The organism is Micromonospora thermarum (assembly GCF_012034245.1).
Classification (GTDB): Bacteria; Actinomycetota; Actinomycetes; order Mycobacteriales; family Micromonosporaceae; genus Micromonospora; species Micromonospora thermarum.
Genome location: NZ_JAATEO010000014.1, coordinates 129,141 through 152,807, shown reverse-complemented (window position 1 = coordinate 152,807; position 23,667 = coordinate 129,141). Strand labels below are relative to the sequence as shown.

The 23,667-nt window shown below is 72.6% G+C and carries 23 protein-coding genes and 1 pseudogene; 17 read left to right on the top strand and 7 right to left on the bottom strand.

Going from position 1 to position 23,667, the window contains the following annotated elements:
• On the bottom strand, nucleotides 1-259 hold a 259-nt coding region (locus tag HCJ94_RS15150), incomplete at its 3' end, for an ATP-binding cassette domain-containing protein (RefSeq protein WP_309227287.1).
• Nucleotides 260-514: 255 nt separating this feature from the next.
• Here HCJ94_RS15150 and HCJ94_RS15145 point away from each other — a divergent pair.
• The 7 genes from HCJ94_RS15145 (at nucleotide 515) to HCJ94_RS15115 (ending at nucleotide 9,535) form a co-directional block, all read left to right on the top strand.
• Complete coding sequence (locus HCJ94_RS15145) at nucleotides 515-1,063, top strand: Uma2 family endonuclease (protein WP_168001655.1); 549 nt, start codon at nucleotides 515-517, stop codon at nucleotides 1,061-1,063.
• Nucleotides 1,064-1,095: 32 nt separating this feature from the next.
• Nucleotides 1,096-2,532 (top strand): TldD/PmbA family protein, encoded by a 1,437-nt coding sequence (locus HCJ94_RS15140; protein WP_168001654.1) that lies wholly within the window; start codon nucleotides 1,096-1,098, stop codon nucleotides 2,530-2,532.
• Nucleotides 2,529-3,956 (top strand): TldD/PmbA family protein, encoded by a 1,428-nt coding sequence (locus HCJ94_RS15135; RefSeq protein ID WP_168001653.1) that lies wholly within the window; start codon nucleotides 2,529-2,531, stop codon nucleotides 3,954-3,956. The genes HCJ94_RS15140 and HCJ94_RS15135 overlap by 4 nt, the downstream gene beginning before the upstream one ends.
• A 190-nt stretch (nucleotides 3,957-4,146) precedes the next feature.
• Entirely contained in the window at nucleotides 4,147-5,478 is a 1,332-nt protein-coding gene (locus tag HCJ94_RS15130) for a BtrH N-terminal domain-containing protein (protein WP_168001652.1), read from the top strand.
• Nucleotides 5,479-5,712: 234 nt separating this feature from the next.
• Nucleotides 5,713-6,540 carry a succinate dehydrogenase subunit SdhC gene (gene sdhC, locus HCJ94_RS15125; protein WP_168001651.1) on the top strand — a complete coding sequence of 276 codons (828 nt, stop codon included), beginning with the start codon at nucleotides 5,713-5,715 and terminating at the stop codon, nucleotides 6,538-6,540.
• An 11-nt stretch (nucleotides 6,541-6,551) separates the two neighbouring features.
• Nucleotides 6,552-8,468, top strand: coding sequence for a fumarate reductase/succinate dehydrogenase flavoprotein subunit (locus tag HCJ94_RS15120; RefSeq protein ID WP_168001650.1), 1,917 nt, complete (start codon nucleotides 6,552-6,554; stop codon nucleotides 8,466-8,468).
• Complete coding sequence (locus HCJ94_RS15115) at nucleotides 8,468-9,535, top strand: succinate dehydrogenase/fumarate reductase iron-sulfur subunit (protein WP_168001649.1); 1,068 nt, start codon at nucleotides 8,468-8,470, stop codon at nucleotides 9,533-9,535. Before HCJ94_RS15120 ends, HCJ94_RS15115 begins: the two co-directional genes overlap by 1 nt.
• 106 nt (nucleotides 9,536-9,641) lie before the next feature.
• On the opposite strand, the gene HCJ94_RS15110 is transcribed toward HCJ94_RS15115, so the two are convergent.
• Nucleotides 9,642-10,085 carry a (deoxy)nucleoside triphosphate pyrophosphohydrolase gene (locus HCJ94_RS15110; protein ID WP_168001648.1) on the bottom strand — a complete coding sequence of 148 codons (444 nt, stop codon included), beginning with the start codon at nucleotides 10,083-10,085 and terminating at the stop codon, nucleotides 9,642-9,644.
• Between the two features lie 182 nt (nucleotides 10,086-10,267).
• On the opposite strand from HCJ94_RS15110, the gene HCJ94_RS15105 reads away from it, so the two are divergent.
• A complete protein-coding gene (locus tag HCJ94_RS15105; RefSeq protein WP_168001647.1) occupies nucleotides 10,268-10,573 on the top strand; it encodes a 4a-hydroxytetrahydrobiopterin dehydratase in 306 nt (101 codons plus the stop codon).
• Between the two features lie 208 nt (nucleotides 10,574-10,781).
• Nucleotides 10,782-11,144 carry a PH domain-containing protein gene (locus HCJ94_RS15100; RefSeq protein ID WP_130320299.1) on the top strand — a complete coding sequence of 121 codons (363 nt, stop codon included), beginning with the start codon at nucleotides 10,782-10,784 and terminating at the stop codon, nucleotides 11,142-11,144.
• Nucleotides 11,145-11,218: 74 nt separating this feature from the next.
• On the opposite strand, the gene HCJ94_RS29650 is transcribed toward HCJ94_RS15100, so the two are convergent.
• Complete coding sequence (locus HCJ94_RS29650) at nucleotides 11,219-11,725, bottom strand: RNA polymerase sigma factor (protein ID WP_205801297.1); 507 nt, start codon at nucleotides 11,723-11,725, stop codon at nucleotides 11,219-11,221.
• A gap of 211 nt (nucleotides 11,726-11,936) precedes the next feature.
• Here HCJ94_RS29650 and HCJ94_RS15090 point away from each other — a divergent pair, with 211 nt between their 5' ends.
• Nucleotides 11,937-12,815 carry a S1 family peptidase gene (locus HCJ94_RS15090; protein ID WP_168001646.1) on the top strand — a complete coding sequence of 293 codons (879 nt, stop codon included), beginning with the start codon at nucleotides 11,937-11,939 and terminating at the stop codon, nucleotides 12,813-12,815.
• Nucleotides 12,816-12,931: 116 nt separating this feature from the next.
• On the opposite strand, the gene HCJ94_RS15085 is transcribed toward HCJ94_RS15090, so the two are convergent.
• Complete coding sequence (locus HCJ94_RS15085) at nucleotides 12,932-13,288, bottom strand: cupin domain-containing protein (RefSeq protein ID WP_168001645.1); 357 nt, start codon at nucleotides 13,286-13,288, stop codon at nucleotides 12,932-12,934.
• Nucleotides 13,289-13,867: 579 nt separating this feature from the next.
• Between HCJ94_RS15085 and HCJ94_RS15080 the strand changes: the two genes are divergently transcribed.
• On the top strand, nucleotides 13,868-14,074 hold the full coding sequence (locus HCJ94_RS15080; RefSeq protein ID WP_205801296.1) for a site-specific integrase: 207 nt from the start codon (nucleotides 13,868-13,870) through the stop codon (nucleotides 14,072-14,074).
• 20 nt (nucleotides 14,075-14,094) lie between these two features.
• Here the strand turns inward: HCJ94_RS15080 and ychF are convergent, their stop codons facing one another.
• Both ychF and HCJ94_RS15070 read right to left on the bottom strand, forming a co-directional pair.
• Complete coding sequence (gene ychF, locus HCJ94_RS15075) at nucleotides 14,095-15,180, bottom strand: redox-regulated ATPase YchF (RefSeq protein ID WP_168001644.1); 1,086 nt, start codon at nucleotides 15,178-15,180, stop codon at nucleotides 14,095-14,097.
• Between the two features lie 79 nt (nucleotides 15,181-15,259).
• Complete coding sequence (locus tag HCJ94_RS15070) at nucleotides 15,260-16,024, bottom strand: Type 1 glutamine amidotransferase-like domain-containing protein (protein ID WP_205801327.1); 765 nt, start codon at nucleotides 16,022-16,024, stop codon at nucleotides 15,260-15,262.
• Nucleotides 16,025-16,207: 183 nt separating this feature from the next.
• On the opposite strand from HCJ94_RS15070, the pseudogene HCJ94_RS30775 reads away from it, so the two are divergent.
• A pseudogene (locus tag HCJ94_RS30775) lies at nucleotides 16,208-16,588 on the top strand (EamA family transporter); the annotation flags it as partial.
• A gap of 53 nt (nucleotides 16,589-16,641) precedes the next feature.
• Here the strand turns inward: HCJ94_RS30775 and HCJ94_RS30205 are convergent.
• Nucleotides 16,642-17,124, bottom strand: a complete 483-nt coding sequence (locus tag HCJ94_RS30205) for a hypothetical protein (protein ID WP_240944229.1) — start codon at nucleotides 17,122-17,124, stop codon at nucleotides 16,642-16,644.
• 120 nt (nucleotides 17,125-17,244) lie between these two features.
• On the opposite strand from HCJ94_RS30205, the gene HCJ94_RS15060 reads away from it, so the two are divergent.
• The 5 genes from HCJ94_RS15060 (at nucleotide 17,245) to HCJ94_RS15040 (ending at nucleotide 23,658) form a co-directional block, all read left to right on the top strand.
• Complete coding sequence (locus tag HCJ94_RS15060) at nucleotides 17,245-17,784, top strand: alpha/beta hydrolase (RefSeq protein WP_168001642.1); 540 nt, start codon at nucleotides 17,245-17,247, stop codon at nucleotides 17,782-17,784.
• A 64-nt stretch (nucleotides 17,785-17,848) separates the two neighbouring features.
• Nucleotides 17,849-19,354 (top strand): AlkA N-terminal domain-containing protein, encoded by a 1,506-nt coding sequence (locus HCJ94_RS15055; RefSeq protein WP_168001641.1) that lies wholly within the window; start codon nucleotides 17,849-17,851, stop codon nucleotides 19,352-19,354.
• Nucleotides 19,351-19,917, top strand: coding sequence for a methylated-DNA--[protein]-cysteine S-methyltransferase (locus HCJ94_RS15050; protein ID WP_168001640.1), 567 nt, complete (start codon nucleotides 19,351-19,353; stop codon nucleotides 19,915-19,917). Before HCJ94_RS15055 ends, HCJ94_RS15050 begins: the two co-directional genes overlap by 4 nt.
• Nucleotides 19,901-21,739 carry an ABC transporter ATP-binding protein gene (locus HCJ94_RS15045; protein WP_168001639.1) on the top strand — a complete coding sequence of 613 codons (1,839 nt, stop codon included), beginning with the start codon at nucleotides 19,901-19,903 and terminating at the stop codon, nucleotides 21,737-21,739. Before HCJ94_RS15050 ends, HCJ94_RS15045 begins: the two co-directional genes overlap by 17 nt.
• Nucleotides 21,736-23,658, top strand: coding sequence for an ABC transporter ATP-binding protein (locus HCJ94_RS15040; RefSeq protein WP_168001638.1), 1,923 nt, complete (start codon nucleotides 21,736-21,738; stop codon nucleotides 23,656-23,658). Before HCJ94_RS15045 ends, HCJ94_RS15040 begins: the two co-directional genes overlap by 4 nt.
• Nucleotides 23,659-23,667: the final 9 nt, after the last annotated feature.

Sequence of the window (23,667 nt, the reverse complement as noted above, 5' to 3'; positions counted from 1 at the left end):
GCAGGCCGACCAACTGCCGGCCGCCGACGGAGATCTCGCCGGTGATGGTGCTGCGCTTCGGGTCGTGCAGGCCGAGGATCGCCAGGGACGTCACGCTCTTGCCCGAGCCGGACTCGCCGACGATGCCGAGGGTGCGGCCACGCTCCACCGCGAACGACACCCCGTCGACCGCACGCACCACGCCGTCGGTCGTGTCGAACCGCACGCGCAGGTCGCTAACCCGCAGGTACGGCCCGTCATGGGAACGCGGCTCCGGCACGCTGGGGCGGCTCGGCGCCGACTCCGGACTGCCCACGACCGCCTCCCTCGGATTGATGTAGGGAACCTACAGCAGAACTCAGAGGGTGAAAATAAGCTACAAGCCGGCGGCTGTCAGCGGGCCCCAGCGTAACGACTGGGCAACGGCCCCGACAGCCCTGACCTCGCGACCTCATGCACCGTTCGATCGCACGGCAGGTGCGACGATAGGGACGGCGGTCAGGTGAAGATCCCGTCGGACGAGGTGGAGGTGACCATGACCGTGGCGGTGTTCGACCACGAGGGCCCGTGGACCGAGGAGGAGTACCTCGCCCTCAGCGAGACGCAGGATCGCGTCGAACTCTTCGACTGGAGCCTTCACGTGACCCCAGGACCCACCCCTCTTCACCAGAACATCTCCGGTGAGCTGCGCGCCGCCCTCCGGGCGCCCGTGCGTGCGGCGGGGCTCCGCGTGCTCGAAGCGGTCAACGTCCGGCTTAGACCAGGTCGCATCCCGATTCCCGACCTCGTCATCACGAACGACATTGATCTTCGGATGCCGGTCATCAACGCGAGTGACGTCCGGCTGGTATGCGAGATCATTTCTCCGAGCAACGCTGCCACGGACAAGGTGCTCAAGATGCACTACTACGCGGCTGCGGGCATCGAGTGGTACCTGCTCGTCGACCAAGAGAGCCTCACGATGCACCTCTACCAGCGGCAGGGTGCGCACTATGTCGAGCGGTCAGTCACCAAGGCCGGTGAGGTGCTGGAGCTGACCGAGCCGGTGCGCGCGACCATCCGGCCGGAGGACCTGCTCGCCTGACGGATGTCGGTCGGCTCGCCTAGGGTCGGCCCATGACCGAGTTCGACGCGGCGTCCGCCGCCGTCCAGGCCGCCCTCGACGCGGGTGCCCGGTACGCCGACGCCCGGGTGATGCACCGGCGCTACGAGTCGATGTCGGCCCGCAACGGGGACATCGAGGAGCTGACCCAGGACGAGAGCGTCGGGCTGGGCGTCCGGGCGCTGGTCGGGTCGAGTTGGGGCTTCCATGCCGTACCCGACCTGTCCGACGCCGCCGCCCGCGACGCCGGCCGGCGCGCCGCGCGGACCGCCGCCGCGAGCGCCCGCGTGCCCGGGCCGCCCGTCGACCTGGTGCCGAGCGACCCGGTCACGGCGAGCTGGGCGTCGGCCTGCGAGGTGGATCCGCTCGGCGTGCCGCTGTCGACCAAGGGCGACCTGCTGGTCGAGGCGACCAAGCTGGTGGCCGACCACGGCGCCGACGTGGCCGAGGGCCTCTACCAGATCTGGGACACGGCGAAGTGGTTCGTCTCCAGCGAGGGCCACCGGATCGACCAGCGCATCCGCGAGTGCGGCGGCGGCATCTCGGCCACCTCGATCGGGGACGGGGAGACGCAGCGCCGGTCGTACCCGAGCTACCGGGGCCAGTACGGCACGACCGGCTGGGAGCTGGTCGACTCGCTCGACCTGACCGCGCACGCCGCGCAGATCGCCGAGGAGTCCAGGGCGCTGCTCACCGCGCCGCTCTGCCCGGCCGGTGAGACCGATCTGATCCTCGGCGGTGAGCAGCTCGCGCTCCAGATCCACGAGTCCGTGGGGCACGCCATCGAGCTGGACCGGATCCTCGGGTGGGAGGCCGCGTTCGCCGGCACCTCCTGGCTGGACCTGGCCCAGCTCGGGTCGCTGCGCTACGGCTCGGAGCTGATGACGATCACGATCGACCCGACGATCCCCGGCGCGCTGGGCAGCTTCGGGTACGACGACGAGGGCTCGCCGGCCGTCACGCGGGACGCGGTCCGCGAGGGACGCTGGGTGGGTGTGCTCGCCGGCCGGGACTCGGCCGCGGTCGCCGGTCTCGACTACGGCGGCAGCGTCCGCGCGGACGGCTGGGCGCGGCTGCCGATGGTGCGGATGACGAACGTGGGCCTGGAGCCCGGCCCGCACACCCTGGAGGAGATCATCGCGGCGACCGACGACGGGGTGCTGATGGACGTCAACCGCTCCTGGTCGATCGACGACAAGCGGCTCAACTTCCAGTTCGGCTGCGAGATCGGCTGGGAGATCAAGAAGGGCCGACGCGGGCGGATGCTGCGCAACCCGACGTACACCGGCATCGGGCCGATCTTCTGGCGCTCGATGGACATGCTGTCCCACGAGACCGTCGCGTGGGGCACGCCGAACTGCGGCAAGGGCCAGCCCGGCCAGGTCGGGCACACCGGCCACCCGGCGGCGCCGGCCCGCTTCCGCGGCATCCGGGTGGGGGTGCGGGCGTGAGTACCGAACTGGACCTCGCCGGTGAGGTGATCGAGCTGGTCCGTCGGCTCGGCGGGCCGGCCGCCCAGGCCGAGGTGGTGGTGACCCGGGCGGACGTGGCGTTGACCCGGTTCGCCAACTCGTTCATCCACCAGAACGTCGCCGAGTCCGGCGTCGGAGTGCGACTCCGGGTGCACGCGGACGGGCGTACCGCCGCCGGCAGCGGCAGCGTGGTGACGCCCGACGGGCTGACCGCGCTCGTCGAGCGCACCCTGGCCGCCGCGCGGCTCTGCCCGCCCGACCCGGCCTGGCCGGGCCTCACCCCGCCCGCACCGACCCCGTCCGGCCCGCCGGTCGACGAGGCCACCGCCTACGCGGAACCGGACGAGCGGGCCGAGCGGGTCCGGGCGTTCGTGGCGGCGGCCGGCGGGCTGGAGGCGGCGGGCTACTGCCGCACCGCGCTCCGGTCGTCGGCGTTCGCCAACTCGGCCGGCCACTCGGCGCAGGGCCGCACGGCCGAGGCGGCGATGGACGGCATCGCCCGTACCAGCGGCGCGGACGGGGTGGCGCGACTGGCCGCCGACCGCCTCGCCGACCTCGACGGTGCGGTGCTGGGTGCCCGTGCCGCCGCCAAGGCCCGCGCGGCGGCCGACCCGGTCGAGCTGCCGCCGGGCCGCTACGAGGTGGTGCTGGAGCCGGCCGCGGTCGCCGACCTGCTGCAGAACTTCTCCTTCTACGGCTTCAACGGCAAGCGGTACGCCGAGCGGCAGTCCTTCGCCGAGCCGGGCGTCGCCCAGTTCGACCCGGTGGTCACCCTGGTCGACGATCCGCTCGGCGGCTCGGGGCTGCCGTTCGACGTGGAGGGCACCCCGCGTGGCCCGGTGACCCTGGTCGACGCCGGCACCACCCGCGCCGTGGCGCACGACCGGCGCACCGCGGCGGAGGTCGGCGCGGTCTCGACCGGGCATGCCGTTCCCGGCGGCGCCACGTGGGGACCGATGCCCCACAACCTGCGCCTGTCCCCCGCGCCGGAGGCGCCGGTCGCCGTGCGGCCGGACGGCCCAGGGGCCGGCGGGTCCGAGTGGGTGGGTGGCGGCGACCTCTCCGGCGCGGTGGTCGATCCGGACACCGCCGCACTCGTCACCGGGGTGCGGCGCGGCCTGCTGGTCAGCGACCTCTGGTACACGCGGGTGCTCGACCCGAAGAGCCTGGTCGTCACCGGCCTGACCCGCAACGGGGTGTGGCTGGTGGAGGACGGCGTGGTCGCCCGCGCGGTCCGCGACTTCCGCTTCACCGAGGCCTATCCGCGGGCGCTGGGGCCCGGTGCGGTGCTCGGCCTGGGGCGGCGGCCGGTGCGCCAGCCGGACCGGGTCGACGGTGTCTGGTGGGAGGCGCCGGCGTTGCGGCTCGCCTCGTGGAACTTCACCGGCGGGGCGTCCGGCTGACCTCGGGTAGGGTGAATTCCGGCGCGCTCGCGCGCCGGACCTCCTGACCAGGCGCCCACGCCGCCCGGCCGAGCGGAGGCGAAGGTGGCCCGTTGCCATCGCGAGTTCCGCGTGTCGTTCAGGTGATCCGCCGGACGGACGTGACGCTGGCGTGGGGTACGGCGGTCACGCTGTCCAGAAGGCGCAGATCATGACCGAACGGAAGAAGCTCAAGCAGCGGGTCCGGGCCCGGATGGCCGCCACCGGCGAGAGCTGGACCACCGCCCGCAGGCAGGTGCTTGCCGCGGCGACACCGTCCGCCGGCGCCGCCCTCCCGCCCGGGCTGGTCCCCGGATACCGCACCTTCGGCGCGCGGCAGCACCACGAGTCGGCGCTCGTCGCCCATGTCCTCGACGCCCACGGGGTCCGTGCCCCGCACACCGGGCAGCCGTACACCGAGGCGATGCTCGCCGGGCTCGGCGGCGGCATCGGGTTCCTGTACGCGGTGTTCGAGTACCGTGACCTGCCGCCGCTGCTGACCATCGTGGCCCAGCACCACCCCGAGCCCTGGGTGCCGGCCGTGCTGGGCCGGCTCGGCATCGCGTACGTGGACGAGCGGAGCGGGCGGGCGGGCCCGGCGGTGGCGCGGCTGCGGGGGCACCTCGGCGACGGACGGCCGATGGTCGCCACCGTCGACCGCAGCCGGCTGCCGTGGCACGGCCTCGACCCCGGTCCCGGCGCCGACCCGTACCCGGTGGTGGTCGCGGGCCTCGACGGCGACGTGCTGCTGGTGGACGACGAGGGGCCCCGACCCCACCCGCTGCCGGTGGAGGTGTTCACCGCCGCCTGGTCGGCCCATCGCAAGGGGCGGCACCAGAGCGTCACCGTCACCGACCCGCACCAGGGGACCGCCCTGCCGGACGCGATCCGGGCGGCGGTCGCCACCACGGTGGCGCACCTGACCGGTCCGGTGCTCGGCAACAGCTTCGACGCCAACTTCGGGTTCCGGGGCATGGCGAAGCTCGCCGAGCAGCTCCGGGACGGGCGTACCCGGTCCGGGTGGGCCCGCCGGTTCGGCGCTCCCGTGCCGTTCTTCCACGGCGTACGCCGTCTCTACGAGTGCCTGGAGCTGGAGTACACGGCGCCGGGCGCGACCCGGCCGGTGTACGCCGACTTCCTGGACGAGGCGGCGCCCCTGGTCGACTCCCGGTACGCGGAGGCGGCCGTCCTGTTCCGCCGATCGGGTGAACACTGGTCCCGGCTCGCGGCGCTGGCCCTGGAGACGGTCCAGGGGCTCGGTGCGTACACCGAGCTGGCCGAGGAGCGGATGCGCCTGGTCTTCACCAGGGGTCGGGACGCCGAGGCCGAGATCCGGGAGCTGACCGGGCGCCTGGCCGTCCTCAGCGCGGAGTACGCGGCGGCCGACGAGCTCGGTGACGCCGGGCGGGCGGACCTCTTCGCCGCCCTCGCCGACCTGGTGGACTCCTGCCTGGACCTGGAACGGGAGGCGGTGGGAGTCCTCGCCGCCACCAGCCGGTCCTGACGGCCGGACATCGATTGTGACGGAAGGGCTTTCCAAGCGCCGGAACACACGGGACACTGCCTTGCGCGGACGGCTCGCAAAGATCGGCGTAACGTGTGTCACTTAGCTGCGCCGTATCGCCGGCGCGGTCGTTGGTGTGCGCAAGACGTGGCAGTGGACGCGGTCTGGCCGGTCCGCTGACCGAAGGGAACGTGATCCGCCGCCCGTCAGGGCCCCGTCAGGGAGACGACTGGAATGACATCAACGGCAACGAGGCCGGGAGGGCCGGGAGGGCCGGGCGCGCGGCCGCGCGCCGCCATCGCGGCGAGGACGTTGCGTACGGACCGCTGGTGGGTGCAGCCCGCCATCATCGCCGCGATCCTGCTCTTCTTCATCGTCTACTCGACGATCCGCATCTTCATGGCCAAGTGGTACTACGTCGAGGACTTCCACTACCTCACGCCGCTGTACTCGCCGTGCGTGTCGAACGAGTGCGTGCCGGGCGCGGCCCACTTCGGCACCCCGTTCGGCGACTTCCCGTTCTTCATCCCGCTCGGCATCATCGCGTTCCCGATCGTGGCCGGGTTCCGGGTGACCTGCTACTACTACCGCAAGGCGGGCTACCGCTCGCTGTGGGCGTCGCCCCCGGCCTGTGCCGTCACCGAGCCGCACAAGAAGTACACCGGCGAGACCCGGTTGCCGCTGTTCGTCATGAACTGGCACCGGTACTTCTTCTACTTCGCGGCGCTGATCCTGCTGGTCAACATCTATGACGCCATCCTCGCGTTCCGCGGCCCGGACGGCGGCTTCGGCATCGGCCTGGGCACGCTGATCATCCTGGTCAACGTCGTCGCCCTGGCCGGCTACACGCTCTCCTGCCACGCCTGCCGGCACGTCATGGGCGGGCGGCTCAAACACTTCTCCAAGAACCCGCTGCGGTACCGCTTCTGGACGTTCGTGTCCAAGCTGAACGTCCGCCACGGCACGTTCGCCATGGTGTCGCTGTTCACGGTGATCTTCACCGACCTGTACATCATGGCCGTCTCCGCCGGCTGGTTCGACGACCTGCGGTTCATCAACTGAGGGCCCCTGACATGACCACAACCACGCGAATCGAACGACACCACTACGACGTCGTCGTGATCGGGGCCGGCGGCGCCGGGCTGCGGGCGGCGATCGAGGCCCGGCTCGCCGGCAAGAAGACGGCGATCATCTCGAAGTCCCTCTTCGGCAAGGCGCACACGGTGATGGCCGAGGGCGGCGCCGCCGCCGCGATGGGCAACGTGAACAGCCGGGACACCTGGCAGGTCCACTTCCGCGACACGATGCGGGGCGGGAAGTTCCTCAACAACTTCCGGATGGCCGAGCTGCACGCGAAGGAGTCGCCGCAGCGCATCTGGGAGCTGGAGACGTACGGAGCGCTCTTCGACCGCACCAAGGACGGGAAGATCTCGCAGCGCAACTTCGGTGGCCACGAGTACCCGCGCCTGGCGCACGTCGGCGACCGCACCGGCCTGGAGCTGATCCGCACCCTCCAGCAGAAGATCGTCTCCCTCCAGCAGGAGGACAAGCGCGACCACGGCTCGTACGACGCGCGGATCAAGGTCTTCGCCGAGACCACCATCACCGAGCTGCTGCTCGACGGGGACCGGATCGCCGGCGCGTTCGGCTACTACCGCGAGTCCGGCGAGTTCGTCCTCTTCGAGGCCCCCGCGGTGGTGCTGGCGACCGGTGGCGTCGGCCGCTCGTACAAGGTCACCTCGAACTCGTGGGAGTACACCGGGGACGGCCACGCGTTGGCGCTGCGCGCCGGGGCGACGCTGATCAACATGGAGTTCCTCCAGTTCCACCCGACCGGCATGGTCTGGCCGCCCTCGGTCAAGGGCATCCTGGTCACCGAGTCGGTCCGCGGTGACGGCGGCGTCCTCAAGAACTCCGACGGCAAGCGGTTCATGTTCGACTACGTGCCGGACGTGTTCCGCAAGCAGTACGCGGACAACGAGGCCGAGGCGGACCGCTGGTACGACGACCCGGACAACAACCGGCGCCCGCCGGAGCTGCTGCCCCGCGACGAGGTCGCCCGCGCCATCAACAGCGAGGTCAAGGCCGGCCGGGGTACGCCCGCCGGCGGCGTCTACCTGGACATCGCCTCCCGGCTGCCGGCCGAGGAGATCCGCCGCCGACTGCCGTCGATGTACCACCAGTTCAAGGAGCTGGCCGACGTCGACATCACCAGGGAGCCGATGGAGGTTGGCCCGACCTGCCACTACGTGATGGGCGGCGTCGAGGTCGACCCGGATTCGGGCGCGGCGTTCGGGCAGGTGCGCGGGCTGTTCGCCGCCGGTGAGGTGTCCGGCGGCATGCACGGCTCCAACCGGCTCGGCGGCAACTCCCTGTCCGACCTGCTGGTCTTCGGCAAGCGCGCGGGCGGTCACGCCGCCTCGTACGCCGACGGTCTGGCCGCCCGCCCCCGGGTGCCGGTGGCGGCGGTGGAGGCCGCGGTGGAGACGGCCCTGGCGCCCTTGCAGCGGGACACCGGCGAGAACCCGTACACCCTCCAGCAGGACCTCCAGGCGGTGATGGGCGACCTGGTCGGCATCATCCGGCGGGAGGGCGAGCTGGTGGAGGCGCTGAGCCGGCTCGGCGAGCTGCGTGAGCGGGTGGCCAAGGTGAGCGCGGCCGGCGGCCGGCGCTACAACCCCGGCTGGCACCTGGCGCTGGACCTGCGCAACATGCTGGTCGTCTCGGAGTGCACCGCGAAGGCGGCGCTGGAACGGCAGGAGTCGCGGGGCGGCCACACCCGGGAGGACTACCCGGCGATGGACCCGGCGTGGCGCCGGGTCAACCTGGTCTGCTCGCTGGACGGCGACACCGTACGCCTGGACCGCAAGCCGCTGCCGAAGATGCGCCCGGAGTTGGTCGCGCTCTTCGACCGGGCGGAGCTGGCCAAGTACCTGACCGACGAGGAGCTGGCGGAGTTCGACGCCCTCGCTGAGGAGGCGGGCAAGTAATGGGCACCAAGAGGCAATTCCGCATCTGGCGGGGCGACGAGACCGGCGGCGACCTTCAGGACTACATGGTCGAGGTCAACGAGGGCGAGGTGGTCCTCGACGTCATCCACCGGCTCCAGGCCACCGACGCGCCGGATCTGGCCTGCCGCTGGAACTGCAAGGCGGGCAAGTGCGGCTCGTGCTCGATGGAGATCAACGGCAAGCCGAAGCTGGGCTGCATGACCCGGATGTCGACGTTCGCCGAGGACGAGACGATCACCGTCACGCCGCTGCGGACCTTCCCCGTCATCCGGGACCTGGTCACCGACGTCTCGTTCAACTACGAGAAGGCCCGGGAGACGCCGGCCTTCGCCCCGCCGCCCGGCGTGGCGCCCGGCGACTACCGGATGCAGCAGATCGACGTGGAGCGCTCGCAGGAGTTCCGCAAGTGCATCGAGTGCTTCCTGTGCCAGACGGTCTGCCACGTGATCCGGGACCACGAGGAGAACAAGGCGGCCTTCGCCGGGCCGCGGTACTTCATCCGCGCCGCCGAGCTGGACATGCACCCGCTGGACGCGCGGACGGACCGCAAGGAGTACGCGCAGGCCGAGCAGGGCCTGGGCTACTGCAACATCACCAAGTGCTGCACCGAGGTCTGCCCAGAGCACATCAAGATCACCGACAACGGGATCATCCCCATGAAGGAGCGGGTCGTCGACCGCAGGTACGATCCCCTCGTGTGGCTTGGTAGCAAGATCTTCCGGAGGGGCCAGGTGCCTCAGACCATCGTGACCGGTGAGCACTCCCCGGGCGCCGTCGGCGCCCACGCGGCCGGGCCGGCCGGGGTCCACTCGCACGCGGGTGGCTCGCACGACGCGCGGGCCGAGACGCAGGCGCAGCAGGGCGTCAACTGGCACCGGGAGGTGCCCAAGCCCACCGCGCCGGCCGTCGACGCGTCGGGCCGGATGCCCCTGACCGAGCTCACCTTCGACCGTGCGGCCGCACCGTCGCCATTCGGCGACGACGTGACGTTCCCGCTGCCGCCGGAGCACCTCAACTTCGCCCACCCGGAGCAGGACAAGCACTGAGAGACGCACCGACGATGACGGGGGCCGCGGCACACGCCGCCGGCCCCCGTCCGTTTTCGGCCCGCCCCTCCCGTTCGAGGGACGGCCAGTCGGCGGCCAGGGCCTGCTATGAAGCAGGTCCTAGGAGGGGACGGAGTGCGGCGACGATCGGGGCGTCGGCGGGAAGCCAGGTGACGGTGTCCAGTTCGGTGGCGGAGAGCCAGCGCAGCGCCGAGTGCTCCAGGGGCTGCGGCTGGTCGCCGTGCAGCAGGCGGGCCGCGTACACCTTGAGCACCGAGCGGCCGTGGGCCATGCGTACGTTGCGGCCGACGCGGGCGCCGATCTCGACGCGGACGGCGAGCTCCTCGGCGCACTCGCGGACCAGAGCGGCGGTCTCGGTCTCCCCCGGCTCGACCTTGCCGCCCGGGAACTCCCACATGCCCGCCACCTCGGGGGGCGCCGAGCGCGCGCAGGCGAGCACCCGCCCGTCCCGGATGATCGCCGCACCGACGATCACCTTCGGCTCCCGTCGCTCAACCTGCCCGCCGTCGTTGGCCCGTTCGGTCCGCACGGGCGTCCAGCGTGCCAGATCAATCGGCGGTTTGGGTACCGTGGCCGACCGTCAGGGCAAGAAGACACGGAAGTGTGGCCGTGGACACACTCACCGTACGGCGACAGACTAGAGCCACCGGCAAGACACGGGACGGCGACGATTTGGCCACAAGCCGGCAACGGCGCCTGGGAGGTGTGGTGATGCGTGTGCTGTTCGGCGGGCGGGGGAAGCACGACTACCTCAGCGACGCGTTGACCCTCCTCCCCGGCTGGACCCGGGAAGGCGAGCAGATCCGGCGCACCTTCGTCATCGACGATTCGCAGCACGCGGCGCTCACCGAGCGGGTCAAGGTGGTCGCCGACGCCCTGCACCTGCGCCCCGAGATCAGCCGCCGCGCCGACCGCACCCAGATCCGGGTCGGACACGGCAACGCGCCGCTGACCGAGGGTGAGGTCCTGCTGGCGGCCCGCATCGAGGACGCGTACCGCGCGGTCACCGAATCCTGATCTCCCGCCTCTGGCGATCCGGCGTCTGGTCAGGCCGGCACGTCCTGCGGGTACCACCGCGCGCGCTGGGTGGAGGCAGCAACTTCCCCGAACTTGTCGCCTCGCGCCGCGACGACGCGGCGAGGCCGCAACTTCCCCGAAGTTGCAGCCTCGCCAGCCCTATCGCTGTTGATCTTGGTGGTGGTCCGCCCGACCTACGCTGGGGGTCATGGCGAACGCGACGTACGACCGCAAGGAGCAGTTCCAGCAGATCCAGAGTGGCCTGCTCGAGGGTGAGCAGATCATCGCCGTCTACGACGCCGTCGGCACCGGCACCGGCTTCATCGGCCTGACCGACCGGCGCGTGATCATCCAGGACCGCTCGTTCATCGGCAAGCGGTACGCGATCACCAGCATCCCGTACTCGAAGATCACCAGCGTGAGCGTGGTCAGCAACAAGTCGTGGGGCGGCTCGTTCTTCTCCACCGGCGCCATCGCCATCCACGTCGGCACGCACACCTACGAGGTGGAGTTCCGCGGCGCCCAGAAGAGCCACCACGTCCACAACGTCATCCTGCACTACATCAGCTGACGTCTCCGGATGCGGCAGGTCGCGGCCCCCGCCCGCGGGACACCGCGAACTGCCGCACACCCTGTCGATCACGGTCAGCCGGCAAGCTCGCTGGCGCGGTCCAGCAGAGCGCGGCGTTCGGCCCCGGAGTGGGCGGCGGCGGCCTCCCGGAACAGGTCGACGGCCCGCTCGGTGTCACCCCGGCGGGCGGTCAGATCCGCCTCGACGGCGAGCACGAGCGGGTAGCCGTCCAGGGCGCCGCCCGCCCGCACCGCCGCGAGCAGCGCCAACCCGGCGTCCGGCCCGTATGCGTAGCCGTGGGCGACGGCCCGATTCAGCTCGATGACGGGTGACTGCTGGAGACCGACCAGCCGGTCGTACGTCCGCGCGATGGTCGGCCAGTCGGTGGCCTCGGCGCGCTCGCCGGTGCGGGGCTGTTCCTCCTGCTGGCGCGCACCCGCCGGCAGCCGCTCGCCGCCGCACTGGTGACCGTCGGCCTGCTGCCGGGGGCGCTGTGCCACCCGGCCGGCCGCGATCCACTCGACTTCCTGGATGTCGGGGTGTCCGAGCGCCCCGGACACCCCGACATCCAGGAGGTCCACGAGGGTCGCCCTGCGACCGTCGTCCTGCGTCTCGGAAGTTGCACATCCGCCGCACCTTTCTCGTGCCGCACCCTTGCACAAGTGATCGACGGACACCGATACTCGCTGAATCGTCGCCAGGAACACGGGATCGACGGCCCGCTGGTGCGGCTCCTGACGACAGCGCAGAGGACCTCCACCCACCGGTCCTCTCACCTCCGAGGAGGAGACAGTGAGAACCACTCACCCCCCGGTCGCCCGCCAAATCCCCCGATCCGTCCGACTGCTCGCGGTGGCCGTCGGCCTCATCGCCACCGCGGCGTTCGCCCCGCCGGCCGCCGCCGCGCCCGCCCAGGGATACAGCGCCGGCCAACTCGCCACCGTGAGCGCCGCCGTGGACCGGTCGGCCGTCGAGGGCATCGCGTGGTACGTGGACACCGCGTCCGGCCGCGTCGTCGTGACCGCCGACAGCACCGTCTCCGCTGCCGAGATCGCGACGATCCGGCAGGGCGCGGGCGCCAACGCCGGTGCCATCCGGGTCCAGCGCTCGCCCGGCGTCTTCACCCGGCTGCTGTCTGCCGGCGATGCCATCTACGGCAGCGGCTACCGGTGCTCGCTCGGCTTCAACGTCGTCAGTGGCGGCACCTACTACTTCCTGACGGCCGGGCACTGCGGAGACGTGGTGGACACCTGGTACACCACGTCCAGCCAGACCACCGTCATCGGCCCGACGGTCGGCTCCAGCTTCCCGGGGAACGACTACGCGCTGGTTCGGTACGCCAACACCTCGCTCAGCCACCCGGGCGGGTTCACCGTGGCCGACGCCTACGTCGGCGAGTCGGTCAAGCGCACCGGGTCGACCACCGGCACCCACAGCGGTACGGTCACCGCGCTCAACGTCACCGTCCGCTACGTCGGTAGTGGCACCGTGCGGGGCATGATCCAGACCAACGTGTGCGCCGAGCCCGGCGACTCCGGCGGCCCGCTCTACGACGGCACCAAGGCGCTCGGCATCACCTCGGGCGGCAGCGGCAACTGCCGGACCGGTGGCACCACCTTCTACCAGCCGGTCCGCGAGGCGGCCGAACAGTACAAGGTGACCATCTTCTGATCCACGCGGAGGGCCCGGCCGGAGAGTTTCCACCGTCCGGCCGGGCCCGACCGCGAACACCACCGCAGGCTGTCGAGCGTCAGGAACGACCGCAGGCCGCTACTCCCGGAGGCTGCTCAGAGGCCGTCCTGCAGCCAGTAGACGGAGATGGCGAGGAGCAGCTCGGGCCCGTCGTTGCGGATCTGGTGCGGCACCTGGCTCTCGAAGGCCACGACGTCGCCGGCGCCGACATCCGTCGTCCGGTCGGCCCACGTCAACGTGCCGGCGCCGGCCACGATGACCCACACCTCGCGGGACCGGTGGACATCGAGGTCATTGGACGTTCCGGGAGCCACCGACCACCGTGCGACCTCGAACGGGGCGGGCGCCGCCGACGGGAACGGCAGTAGCGCGCGGTCTACCGGACCGCCCTCGGCGAAGGTGTACCAGTGTTCGAAGGGCACCGGACCGCTGGCTCGGCGTGTACTCGGCATGCCGTCGAGGCTGCCGCCCCGACGCTCACACGTCTGGCGGCAATCGGTCATCGTGGTCGCCGAGCGGCTGCGGCCGCGCAATCCGGCGACTACCGTGCCTCGGCCAGCGGAGAAGGGCGTGTTCGCCGGCACCCTCGCGCCGACACCGACCAGAGCGATCGTGGTGCCTCCACCGCCCTCGGCCGCCCTCCCCCGGACAGCGACACAGCGAGCACCGGTGGTTCGGTTATTGGTCGCGAACCCGGACCGCGTGGATCCACGCGCCTGCACACCGCCGGAGCCGCCCGAGCGACCCGAGGTAGTCGCCCTGGTGGAAGCGCCGGGTCTGGACCTCGCCGAAACTGTGGTGACCCTCAGCTATGAGGTGTTCGGGACGGACTACCAGGGCGAGGTCCGGATGCGATACGACCCGGCCCGAAGGATGTTCGTCCACCGGTTGCCGCCAGCGGCCAGGGCAGCGGTCGGCGAGACCGCGAACGGCGTCTCGCCGACGGTCCAGGCCGCGCATCCGTCCGTCCGGTCGGCTTGGGTGCCGCCCCCAACGCAAGCCGACGGAACTCGAGCAGATTCTCCGGTTCTGTGCCGTCGCCCCAAGCCGAGGTCCTGCTGGTGCAGGGCGAGTCGGTCATCGTGGTCGCCGAGCGACTGGGGCACGAGAACGCGTCCCTGGTTCTGTCCTCGTACCGGCACCTGATGCCGGACTCGGAGGAGCGGACCCGCCGGGCGGTCGATGAGGCATGGGGTTGTGCCCCCGGTGTGCCCCAGGGCGAGGCACCAACCTCCTGACCTGCGGGAACAGGCCGGATTCAGACGTTGAAGCGGAACTCCACCACGTCGCCGTCCTGCATGACGTACTCCTTGCCCTCGATGCGGACCTTGCCCGCCGCCTTGGCCGCGGCCATGCTGCCGGCCGCGACCAGGTCGTCGTAGGAGACGACCTCGGCCTTGATGAAGCCGCGCTGGAAGTCGGAGTGAATGACCCCGGCGGCCTCCGGCGCGGTCGCGCCGATCGGGACGGTCCAGGCCCGCGCTTCCTTGGGGCCGGCGGTGAGGTACGTCTGGAGCCCGAGCGTACGGAAGCCCACCCGGACGAGCTGGTCCAGTCCGGGCTCGGACTGCCCGATCGACTCCAGCAGCTCGCGGGCCTCCTCCTCGGGAAGGTCCACCAGCTCCGACTCGATCTTGGCGTCCATGAAGACGGCCTCGGCCGGGGCGACCAGGGCGCGCAGCTCGTCGAGGAACTCCGCGTTGGCGAGCTCGGCCTCGTCGACGTTGAAGACGTACAGGAACGGCTTGGTGGTGAGCAGGTGCAGCTCGCGCAGGTGCTCCAGCTCGATCCCGGCGGCGGCCGCGCCCGCGTACAGGGTGGTGCCCCCGTCGAGCACGTCGACGGCGGCCTTGGCGGCGGCCAGGGCGGCGGCCCGGTCCTTGCGGAGCTTGGCCTCCTTCTCCAGCCGGGGTACGGCCTTCTCCAGCGTCTGGAGATCGGCGAGGATCAGCTCGGTGTTGATCGTCTCGATGTCGTCGGCCGGGGAGACCTTGCCGTCGACGTGCACCACGTTCGGGTCGGAGAAGGCGCGGACCACCTGGCAGATCGCGGAGGCGTCGCGGATGTTGGCGAGGAACGCGTTGCCCCGCCCCTGCCCCTTGGATGCGCCGCGCACCAGGCCGGCGATGTCGACGAACGACACCGGCGCGGGGATCACCTTCTGCGACGTGAAGATCTCGGCGAGCTTGTCCAGCCGCTCGTCCGGCAGGCCCACCACACCGACATTGGGCTCGATGGTGGCGAAGGGGTAGTTCGCCGCGAGCACGTCGTTCTTGGTCAGGGCGTTGAACAGCGTGCTCTTGCCGACGTTGGGCAGGCCGACGATGCCGATGGTGAGACTCACGACGGGCCAGCTTACGCCGTTGCCCGCCGGTGGCCGGCGGCTCCCTCCGGTTTTCGGGGCCGGGTGCCGGGCGGCCCGCTCAGCCGAGCAGGCGCGGGCCGATCGGCGTCTCGCGTACGCTGCCGTCCGGGCCCCGGCTGACCTCGTACGCCGACACCCCCGGACGGTCCGCGACCGCCTCGACCAGCCGTTCGCCCCGGTAGAGCAGGCCCGTGCCGTCGTCCGTGCAGTGGGCGGTCGGCAGCGTGCCGTCGCCGACCAGCTTGTGCATCAGCGGCCGGCGCTGCTCCTCACTGTCGTAGTGCACGCCGTTGCCGTACGGCAGCCAGCCCAGCCCGTCCGTGAAGCCGCGCAGCGTGGGGCCGAAGCTGTCGGTGGCGCCACCGGTGTGCCAGCAGATCGAGCCGGCCGACACCCCGCCCAGCACGACGCCGGCCTCCCAGCACTCGCGCAGGATCTCGCCCAGGCCGTGCACCCGCCACACGGCCACCAGGTTCGCCACGCTGCCGCCACCGACCCAGATCACGTCCTGCGCCCGCAGGTGCGCCCGGACGTCGTCCACGTTCGGCATCGGGAACAACGCCAGGTGGGTCATCCGGAAGCGGCTGCCGGCGAACGCCTCGTACACCCGGGTCAGTGTGGTGGGCTGGTCCCCCTCGGCCTGGTTGAGGAAGCAGATCCTCGGCTCGGGACCGGCTCCGGCCAGGTCGGCGGCCAGGTCGAAGACCGGGTTGATCCGCCGTGCCGCGCCGGCCCGGCGCGGCGCGTAGATGCCCATGCTGGTCGCGAGGATGGTCGGTTCGCTGGCGGCCACGGTCGTCCTTCCGTCGGGAGCGCCGCCCATCCTGCCGCAGCCGATGCCCGCCCCGCCCATCGGCCACCACTGCCGTCGGATCGCGTCGACCCAGCCGATCAAGAGCAATTGGCCGGTGGAGAGTGCTCCCGGATCCCGAAACCTCTTGATCAACAGAGGCTGCGACACGGCGGCGGCCGCGTCACGGTTTCTGGTTGGTCGGACGCCCTCGGCGTGGCGGCCGGACTGACCGCCACCGCGGCGATGGGGACCGGGCTGGTGCTGACCCGGCGGTGGGGACGCCCACCGGGGACCGGGACGCTCACCGCCACCGGGTGGCAGCTCACCGCCGGCGGGCTGCTGGTGGTGCCCGCCGCGCTGCTGGTGGAGGGAGCGGCGCCCGCCCCCGACCTGCCCGCACTGGCCGGGTACGCCTGGTTGACGCTGGCCGGCACGGCCCTGGCGTACGCCCTCTGGTTCCGCGGCGCCGCGCGGCTGCCGGTCACCCAGGTCTCCCTGCTCGGGGCGCTGAGCCCGCTGACCGCCGCCGTGCTCGGCTGGGCGGTGCTCGGCCAGGCGTTGGCCGGGTGGCAGCTCACCGGCTTCGCGCTGGCCGTCGGCGCCACCGTGGCCGGCCAGCTACCCCCGCGCCGGCCGACCGGCGAGCGTCAGTCGCGGGGACCGGGCTGGCGGGGGACGACGGGCTCGATCCGCAACGTGCCGGGGGCGAGCTCGGCGGCGGCGGCGAGCGGCAGGGTGAAGCGGGCGTCGGCGGCCGGGCCGGTGGCGTACGACTCGCGGAGCATCCAGCGGACCTCGTCGGCCGTCCAGCCCAGCCCCGGCCGGGCGGCGATCTCCCGCAGCAGGCGCAGCGCGGCCCGGGTGTCGTCGTCGTAGAACCGCATGCACCAGTGGTGCACCCACATGCCGAGGGCACGCAGCCCGTCGTCGTCGAGGGAGCGGACGAGCCGGCCGCAGGCGGTGTCGCCGAAGGCCCGCCCCGGGTCGCCGGAGCGGTCACGGTCGAGGGCGCCGACCGCCGCGGGAGCGACGGCGCGCATGCGCGAGTAGAAGCCCTGCACCACCGCCCGGTCCAGCGGAGGGTGCCCGTCCCGCGTCGACGCCGCCTGCCGACCCGCCCCGCTCGCCATCGCCGCACCCCTTCTTGAGTTGGTGCCGGGACGGTACCGACCACAACCGACAGTTTCCGCTCGACCGGAGCGAATGCGCGGCTAGGCTCCGCACGACGGGCCAGGTAGCCGGGGGGTGTCATGAAGCCCGACACGATCGTGCTCATCCACGGCTTCTGGGTGACACCACTGAGCTGGGAGGCGTGGAAGGCCCACTACGAGGCCCAGGGGTACCGGGTGCTCACGCCCCCCTATCCGGGCTTCGAGGTGGGTGTGGAGGCGCTGAACGCCGACCCGACGCCGATCGAGCGACTGACCGTGCCGGACATCATCGCGTCCTTCGAGGCCGTGCTCCGCGAGCTGGACCGGCCGCCGATCATCATGGGCCACTCCGCGGGCGGCGCGTTCGCCCAGATCCTGCTCGCCAACGTCCAGCCCGGCCGGCAGGACACCTGGGTCGACTACCGGAACGACTCCCGGGCGCCGCTGCTGTTCGTCTCCGGCGGCGAGGACCACCTGATGCCGCCCGCGGTGCAGCGGTCGAACGTCGCGCACTACACGCCGAACGCGGTCACGGAGATCCGCGAGTACCCGGGCTACGCCCACCTGCTGCCGGCGCAGCAGGGCTCGGAGGGGATCGCGGACGAGGCGCTGGCCTGGGCGCTGGAGCACGCCCGCTAGCCGGTCCACGCCCACGTCCGAATCCCGCCAGCAGGCGCGTCGGGGGCGGGGGCATCATCGGTGCGTGGACCTGGACTTCGAACGGTGTTACCGGGCCGTCGACAGCCGCGACCAGCGGTTCGACGGCTGGTTCTACACCGGCGTGACCTCGACCGGCATCTACTGCCGGCCGTCCTGCCCGGCGATCACCCCCAAACGGCAGAACGTCCGATTCTTCCCGTCGGCCGCTGCCGCCCAGGGCGCCGGCCTGCGCGCCTGCCGCCGGTGCCGGCCGGACGCCGCGCCCGGCTCCCCGCAGTGGGACGTCCGGGCCGACGTGGTGGGTCGCGCCATGCGGCTGATCGCCGACGGTGTCGTCGACCGGGACGGGGTGCCCGGCCTCGCGGCGCGGCTCGGCTACACCGAGCGGCACCTACACCGGATGCTCCGCGCCGAGTTGGGCGCCGGCCCGCTCGCACTGGCCCGGGCGCAGCGCGCGCAGACCGCCCGGACCCTGATCGAGACCACCGGGCTCGGGATGGCGGACGTCGCGTTCGCGGCCGGGTTCGGCAGCGTACGGCAGTTCAACGACACGGTCCGCGAGGTGTACGGGGTCGCGCCGACCGAGCTGCGGACCGCCCGGGGGCAGCGTCCGGCGCCGGCCGGGGCGGGCACGATCACGGTACGGCTCGCGTACCGGCCGCCGCTGCACGCCCGGGCGCTGCTGGACTTCCTCGCCCTCCGGGCGCTGCCGGCCGTCGACGAGGTGCGCGCCGGGACGTACCGCCGGGGCTTGCGGCTGCCGCACGGCACCGGCGAGGCCGCCCTGACCCCGGCGGACGGGCACGTGGTCGCGACGCTGCGGCTGACCGACATGCGGGACCTGGCACCGGCGGTGGCCCGCTGCCGCCGCCTGCTCGACCTCGACGCCGACCCGGTGGCCGTCGACCAGACGTTGGCCGCCGACCCGGCCCTGGCCCCGGCGGTCGCGGCGGAGCCGGGCGTCCGCGTCCCCCGCGCGGCCGACGGCTTCGAGATGGCCGTCCGCGCCGTGATCGGCCAACAGGTGTCGGTAACGTCCGCCCGCACCACCCTGACCCGCCTCCTGACCCACCTCCCTGCCCGGGCCGCCGCCGTCGATCATGAAGCTGGCGGGCGCGAAGGAGATCGACTCACCCGTCAGCTTCATGATCAACCCGAGGCGGGGCGGGGGTTGCGGGGGTTTCCCTCGGCCGAGGACATCCTGCGGGTGCCGGATCACGGGTTCGGGATGCCCGTTGCGCGGCGGGAGACGATTCGGGGGCTGGCGCGGGCGGTCGTTGACGGGGCGCTGGACCTGGAGCCGGGTGGGGACCGGGAGGAGACCCGGCAGCGGCTGCTGGCACTGCCGGGGATCGGGGCGTGGACGGCGGACTACGTCGCGCTGCGCGCGCTCGGCGACCCGGACGTGCTCCTCCCCACCGACCTCGCCGTACGCCGCGGCGCCGCCGCCCTCGGCCTACCCGACGACCCCAAGACCCTCGACACGTACGCGGACCGCTGGCGCCCCTGGCGCTCGTACGCGGTCATCCGACTCTGGAGAGCAGCATGAGCACGATCGACAGCACCGTCATCGCCACCCCGGCCGGCCCGCTCAGCATCGTCGCCGGGCCCGACGGGGCGGTCCGGGCCGCCGGCTTCACCCCCGACCCGCAGACCCTGGTCCCCCTCATCCACCCGAGCCTGCGGGCGCCGCTGCGGCACCGGCCCGACCTCGGCCCCGTCACCGTCGCCGTGACGTCCTACCTGGACGGCGACCTGACCGCGATCGACACGGTGCCGGTCGAGCAGCACACCGGAGGTGCGTTCATGGCGTACGCCTGGACGGTGCTGCGGGACGTGAAGCCGGGCGAGCCGGTCACGTACAGCGGGTTCGCCGGGCTGGCCGGACGCCCGGCGGCGGTCCGCGCCGCCGCGGCGGCCTGCGCCCGCAACGCCGCCGCGCTCTTCGTCCCCTGCCACCGGGTGCTGCGCACCGACGGGACGCTCGGCGGCTACCGCTGGGGGCTGGACGTGAAGAAGTGGCTTCTCGGTCATGAGCGGCAGTTGACGACAAGCCGACAGCGGCAACGCTCCCAATTGCCGCTACCGTCGGGTAGTGCCTGCGGAGTGTGAAGGAGACTCGATCCCCGCCACGGGCCGACATCCGCTGCACAACCTCTGGCGCCTGCGGCACTACCTGCGCCCGTACGCGACGGAGTTCGCCTGGCTGCTCGTCGCCGGGCTGGCCGCCACCGCGGCGGGAATCGCGGTACCGCTGGTGGCCCAGCGCGTGGTGGACGGCCCGGTCGCCCGGCAGGACCCGGGCGGGCTGGTCCGCCTCGCCGGCCTGGCGCTGCTGCTGGGTCTCGCCGAGGCACTGCTGATCTTCATCCGGCGCTGGGTGCAGTCGTCCTCCTCGGTGGGCATGGAGGCGGCCATCCGCGCCGACGTGTACGCCCACCTGCAACGGCTGCCGCCGAGCTTCCACGACCGGTGGCAGTCCGGGCAGCTGCTGTCCCGGATCACCACCGACCTGTCGGTGATCCGCCGGTTCCTCTCCTTCGGCCTGTTCTTCCTGATCCTCAACCTCGTCACGTACGTGGTCGTGGTGGTGCTGCTGATCCGGCTGCACGCCGTGCTGGGACTGCTGGTGGCGGCGAGCGCGGTACCGCTGTTCCGCATCGCCCGGCGCTTCGCGCAGGCGTACCACACCGCCTCCCGACGCATGCAGGACCAGCAGGGCGACGTGGCGACCCTGGTCGAGGAGACGGCGCAGGGGCTGCGCACGATGAAGGCGTACGGGCGGGGACCGGAACTGGCCGCGCGGTTCGCCGAGGGGGCCCGGGCCCTGCACGACACGGGGGTCGGCAAGGGGCGGCTGCTCGCCGCGACGTCGGCCCGGCTGGACCTGGTGCCGAACCTGACCCTGGGCGTCGTGCTGGTCGCCGGGGCGGCCGCCACCGCGAACGGCGTACTCACCATCGGGGAGCTGGTGGCGTTCGTCAGCCTCCAGCTCATGCTGGTCTGGCCGGTGCAGGGCCTCGGCTGGATCATCGCCGGCGGGCAGGAGGCGGCGACCGCGGCCGACCGGGTCCGGGAGGTGTTGGACACGCCGCCCGCCATCGTGGACCGTCCGCACGCGGTCGCGCTCGCCCGGGCCGACGTACGCGGTCGGCTGGTGTTCGAGGGAGTCTCGTTCCGCTACCCGGGCGCCCAAGCGCCCGTCCTGCAGGCCCTCGACCTGACCGTCGAGCCGGGCGAGACGGTGGCGCTGGTGGGCGCGACCGGCTCGGGCAAGAGCACCCTGCTGTCGCTGGTGCCCCGGCTGCACGAGGTGAGCGAGGGGCGGATCACGCTGGACGGGCACGACCTGCGGGACCTGCGCCTCGCCTCGCTGCGCCGGCTGGTCGGGGTGGCCTTCGAGGAGCCCACCCTGTTCTCGATGTCGGTGTGGGAGAACCTCACGCTCGGCCGGCCGGACGCCGGTGAGGAGGAGGTCCGTGCCGCGCTCGCGCTGGCGCAGGCCGACTTCGCGTACGACCTGCCGTGGGGGCTCACCACCCGCGTCGGCGAGCAGGGCCTGTCGCTCTCCGGCGGGCAGCGGCAGCGGCTGGCGCTGGCCCGGGCCGTGCTCGGCCGACCGGCGGTGCTGGTGCTCGACGACCCGCTGTCCGCCCTCGACGTGCACACCGAGGCGATGGTGGAGGCGTCGCTGCGGCGGGTGCTGCGCACCACCACGGCGCTGGTGGTGGCGCACCGGCCGTCCACCATCGCGCTCGCCGACCGGGTCGCCCTGCTGGAGGCGGGACGGATCACGGCGGTGGGCCGCCACTCGACCCTGCTCGCCACCGTGCCCGCGTACCGTGCGCTGCTCTCGGCGGAACCACCGGCGCGCCCGCCCGGTACAACGGCGGGTGATTCCGCACCCGGCGGACGGGGGCTGGTGCGGTCGTGACGGGGGCCGACGGCGACACCGGTGCGCCGCCCCGGCCCGTGCCGTCGCCACGGCGGCCGTCCGATCCGCCGCCGCGACCATCCGACCCGGACAGTTGGCGCGGGATCGCCACCGACCCCGACGCGGACCGCAGCCGCGCCGAGGACAGCGATCCCACGGCGGTGGCCCGCCTGCGCGCGCGCAGCCGGGTGCTGCTGCGGAACCTGCTGCGCCCGCACCGCTGGCGGCTCGCCGCCGCGGTCGCGTTGCTGCTCAGCCAGAACGCGGCCGGCATGGCCGGGCCGTACCTCGTGATGCTCGGGATCGACCGGGCCATCGCGCCGTTGCGGGCCGGGAACCCGGGCCCGCTGGTCGGGATCGCCGCCGCCTTCGCCGTCGCCGCCGCCGTGGAGTACGCGGCACGCCGCGGCTTCCTCGTCCTCTCCGCGCGGATCGGCCAGGCCGTCCTGCTCGACCTGCGACAGCGGGTGTACGGGAAGTTCCTGCGGCTGTCGGTGGCGTTCCACGAGCGGTACACGTCGGGGCGGATGGTCTCCCGGCTCACCAGCGACCTCGACTCGATCGGCGAGCTGGCCGGCGGCGGCATCGACAGCCTCGTGCTCGCCGCCCTGTCCATCCTGTCGGTCGCCGTCATCCTGCTCTGGCTCGATCCACCGCTGGCCGCCGTGACGCTGCTCGCGTTCCCGTTGCTCTACTGGCTGTCGCGCTGGTTCGCGCGCGCCTCGGCCGCCGCGTACCGGCGCACGCGGGAGACGATCGCGCTGGTGATCGTCCACGTCGTCGAGTCGATGCGCGGCATCCGGGCGGTGCAGGCGTTCCGCCGCGAGCCCCGCAACCAGCGGATCTTCGCCGCGGTCAGCGACGACTACCGGCGGGCCAGCCTGCGCGCCTTCCGGCTGATCGCCACCTACTCCCCCGGAATCAAAGTGATCGGCAACGTCACCGTGGCGGTGGTGCTCTGCTACGGCGGCTGGCGGGTGCTCGACGGCCACACCGAGATCGGCGTGCTCGCCGCCTTCCTGCTCTACCTGCGGCGGTTCTTCGAGCCCATGCAGGAGCTGAGCCAGTTCTACAACTCGTTGCAGTCGGCGACGGCGGCGCTGGAGAAGCTCGCCGGGGTGCTCGACGAGCGGCCGGCGGTGCCCGAGCCGGCCCGGCCGGTGCCGCTGCCGGCCGGGCGGGCCCCCGGCGCGGTCACCTTCCGGTCGGTCACCTTCGGGTACCGCCCCGACGCGCCGATCCTCACCGGCCTGGACCTGGACATCCCGGCCGGGCAGACCGTCGCCCTGATCGGCCCGACCGGCGCCGGCAAGTCGACCATCGCCAAGCTGCTCGCGCGCTTCCACGACCCGGTGGCCGGCGAGGTGCTACTGGACGGCGTCGACGTACGGGACGTCGCCGACGCCGAGCTGCGCCGCGCGCTCGTGCTGGTCACCCAGGAGACCCACCTCTTCGGCGGCACGGTCGCGGAGAACATCCGGTTCGGCCGTCCGGACGCCGACGACGCCGCCGTGCAGGCCGCCGCGCGGGCGATCGGCGCGCACGACTTCATCGCCGCGCTCCCCGAGGGGTACGCCACCCAGGTGCAGCGCCGGGGCGGGCGGCTCTCCGCCGGTCAGCGGCAGCTCGTCGCCTTCGCCCGCGCGTTCCTGGCCGACCCGGCGGTGCTGATCCTCGACGAGGCGACGTCGTCGCTGGACGTCCCCACCGAACGGGCGGTCCAGCACGCCCTCGGCACGATCCTGCGGGACCGCACGGCGCTGGTGATCGCGCACCGGCTGTCCACGGTCGAGATCGCCGACCGGGTGGTGGTGCTGGAGGCGGGACGGATCGTCGAGGACGGCCCGCCCGCCGAACTGGTCGCCGCCGACGGCCGGTACGCCGCGCTGCACCGGCAGTGGCGCGACTCGCTCGTGTAGGCCTATCCG

Coding starts and splice junctions, on each gene's coding strand:
- HCJ94_RS15120 (WP_168001650.1), top strand. CDS start 6,552: ATGACCACAACCACGCGAATCGAACGACACCACTACGACGTCGTCGTG.
- HCJ94_RS15085 (WP_168001645.1), bottom strand. CDS start 13,288: ATGCCGAGTACACGCCGAGCCAGCGGTCCGGTGCCCTTCGAACACTGG.
- HCJ94_RS15105 (WP_168001647.1), top strand. CDS start 10,268: ATGCGTGTGCTGTTCGGCGGGCGGGGGAAGCACGACTACCTCAGCGAC.
- sdhC (WP_168001651.1), top strand. CDS start 5,713: ATGACATCAACGGCAACGAGGCCGGGAGGGCCGGGAGGGCCGGGCGCG.
- HCJ94_RS15070 (WP_205801327.1), bottom strand. CDS start 16,024: ATGGGCGGCGCTCCCGACGGAAGGACGACCGTGGCCGCCAGCGAACCG.
- HCJ94_RS15050 (WP_168001640.1), top strand. CDS start 19,351: ATGAGCACGATCGACAGCACCGTCATCGCCACCCCGGCCGGCCCGCTC.
- HCJ94_RS15130 (WP_168001652.1), top strand. CDS start 4,147: ATGACCGAACGGAAGAAGCTCAAGCAGCGGGTCCGGGCCCGGATGGCC.
- HCJ94_RS15060 (WP_168001642.1), top strand. CDS start 17,245: ATGAAGCCCGACACGATCGTGCTCATCCACGGCTTCTGGGTGACACCA.
- HCJ94_RS15140 (WP_168001654.1), top strand. CDS start 1,096: ATGACCGAGTTCGACGCGGCGTCCGCCGCCGTCCAGGCCGCCCTCGAC.
- HCJ94_RS30205 (WP_240944229.1), bottom strand. CDS start 17,124: ATGGCGAGCGGGGCGGGTCGGCAGGCGGCGTCGACGCGGGACGGGCAC.
- HCJ94_RS15100 (WP_130320299.1), top strand. CDS start 10,782: ATGGCGAACGCGACGTACGACCGCAAGGAGCAGTTCCAGCAGATCCAG.
- HCJ94_RS15115 (WP_168001649.1), top strand. CDS start 8,468: ATGGGCACCAAGAGGCAATTCCGCATCTGGCGGGGCGACGAGACCGGC.
- HCJ94_RS15145 (WP_168001655.1), top strand. CDS start 515: ATGACCGTGGCGGTGTTCGACCACGAGGGCCCGTGGACCGAGGAGGAG.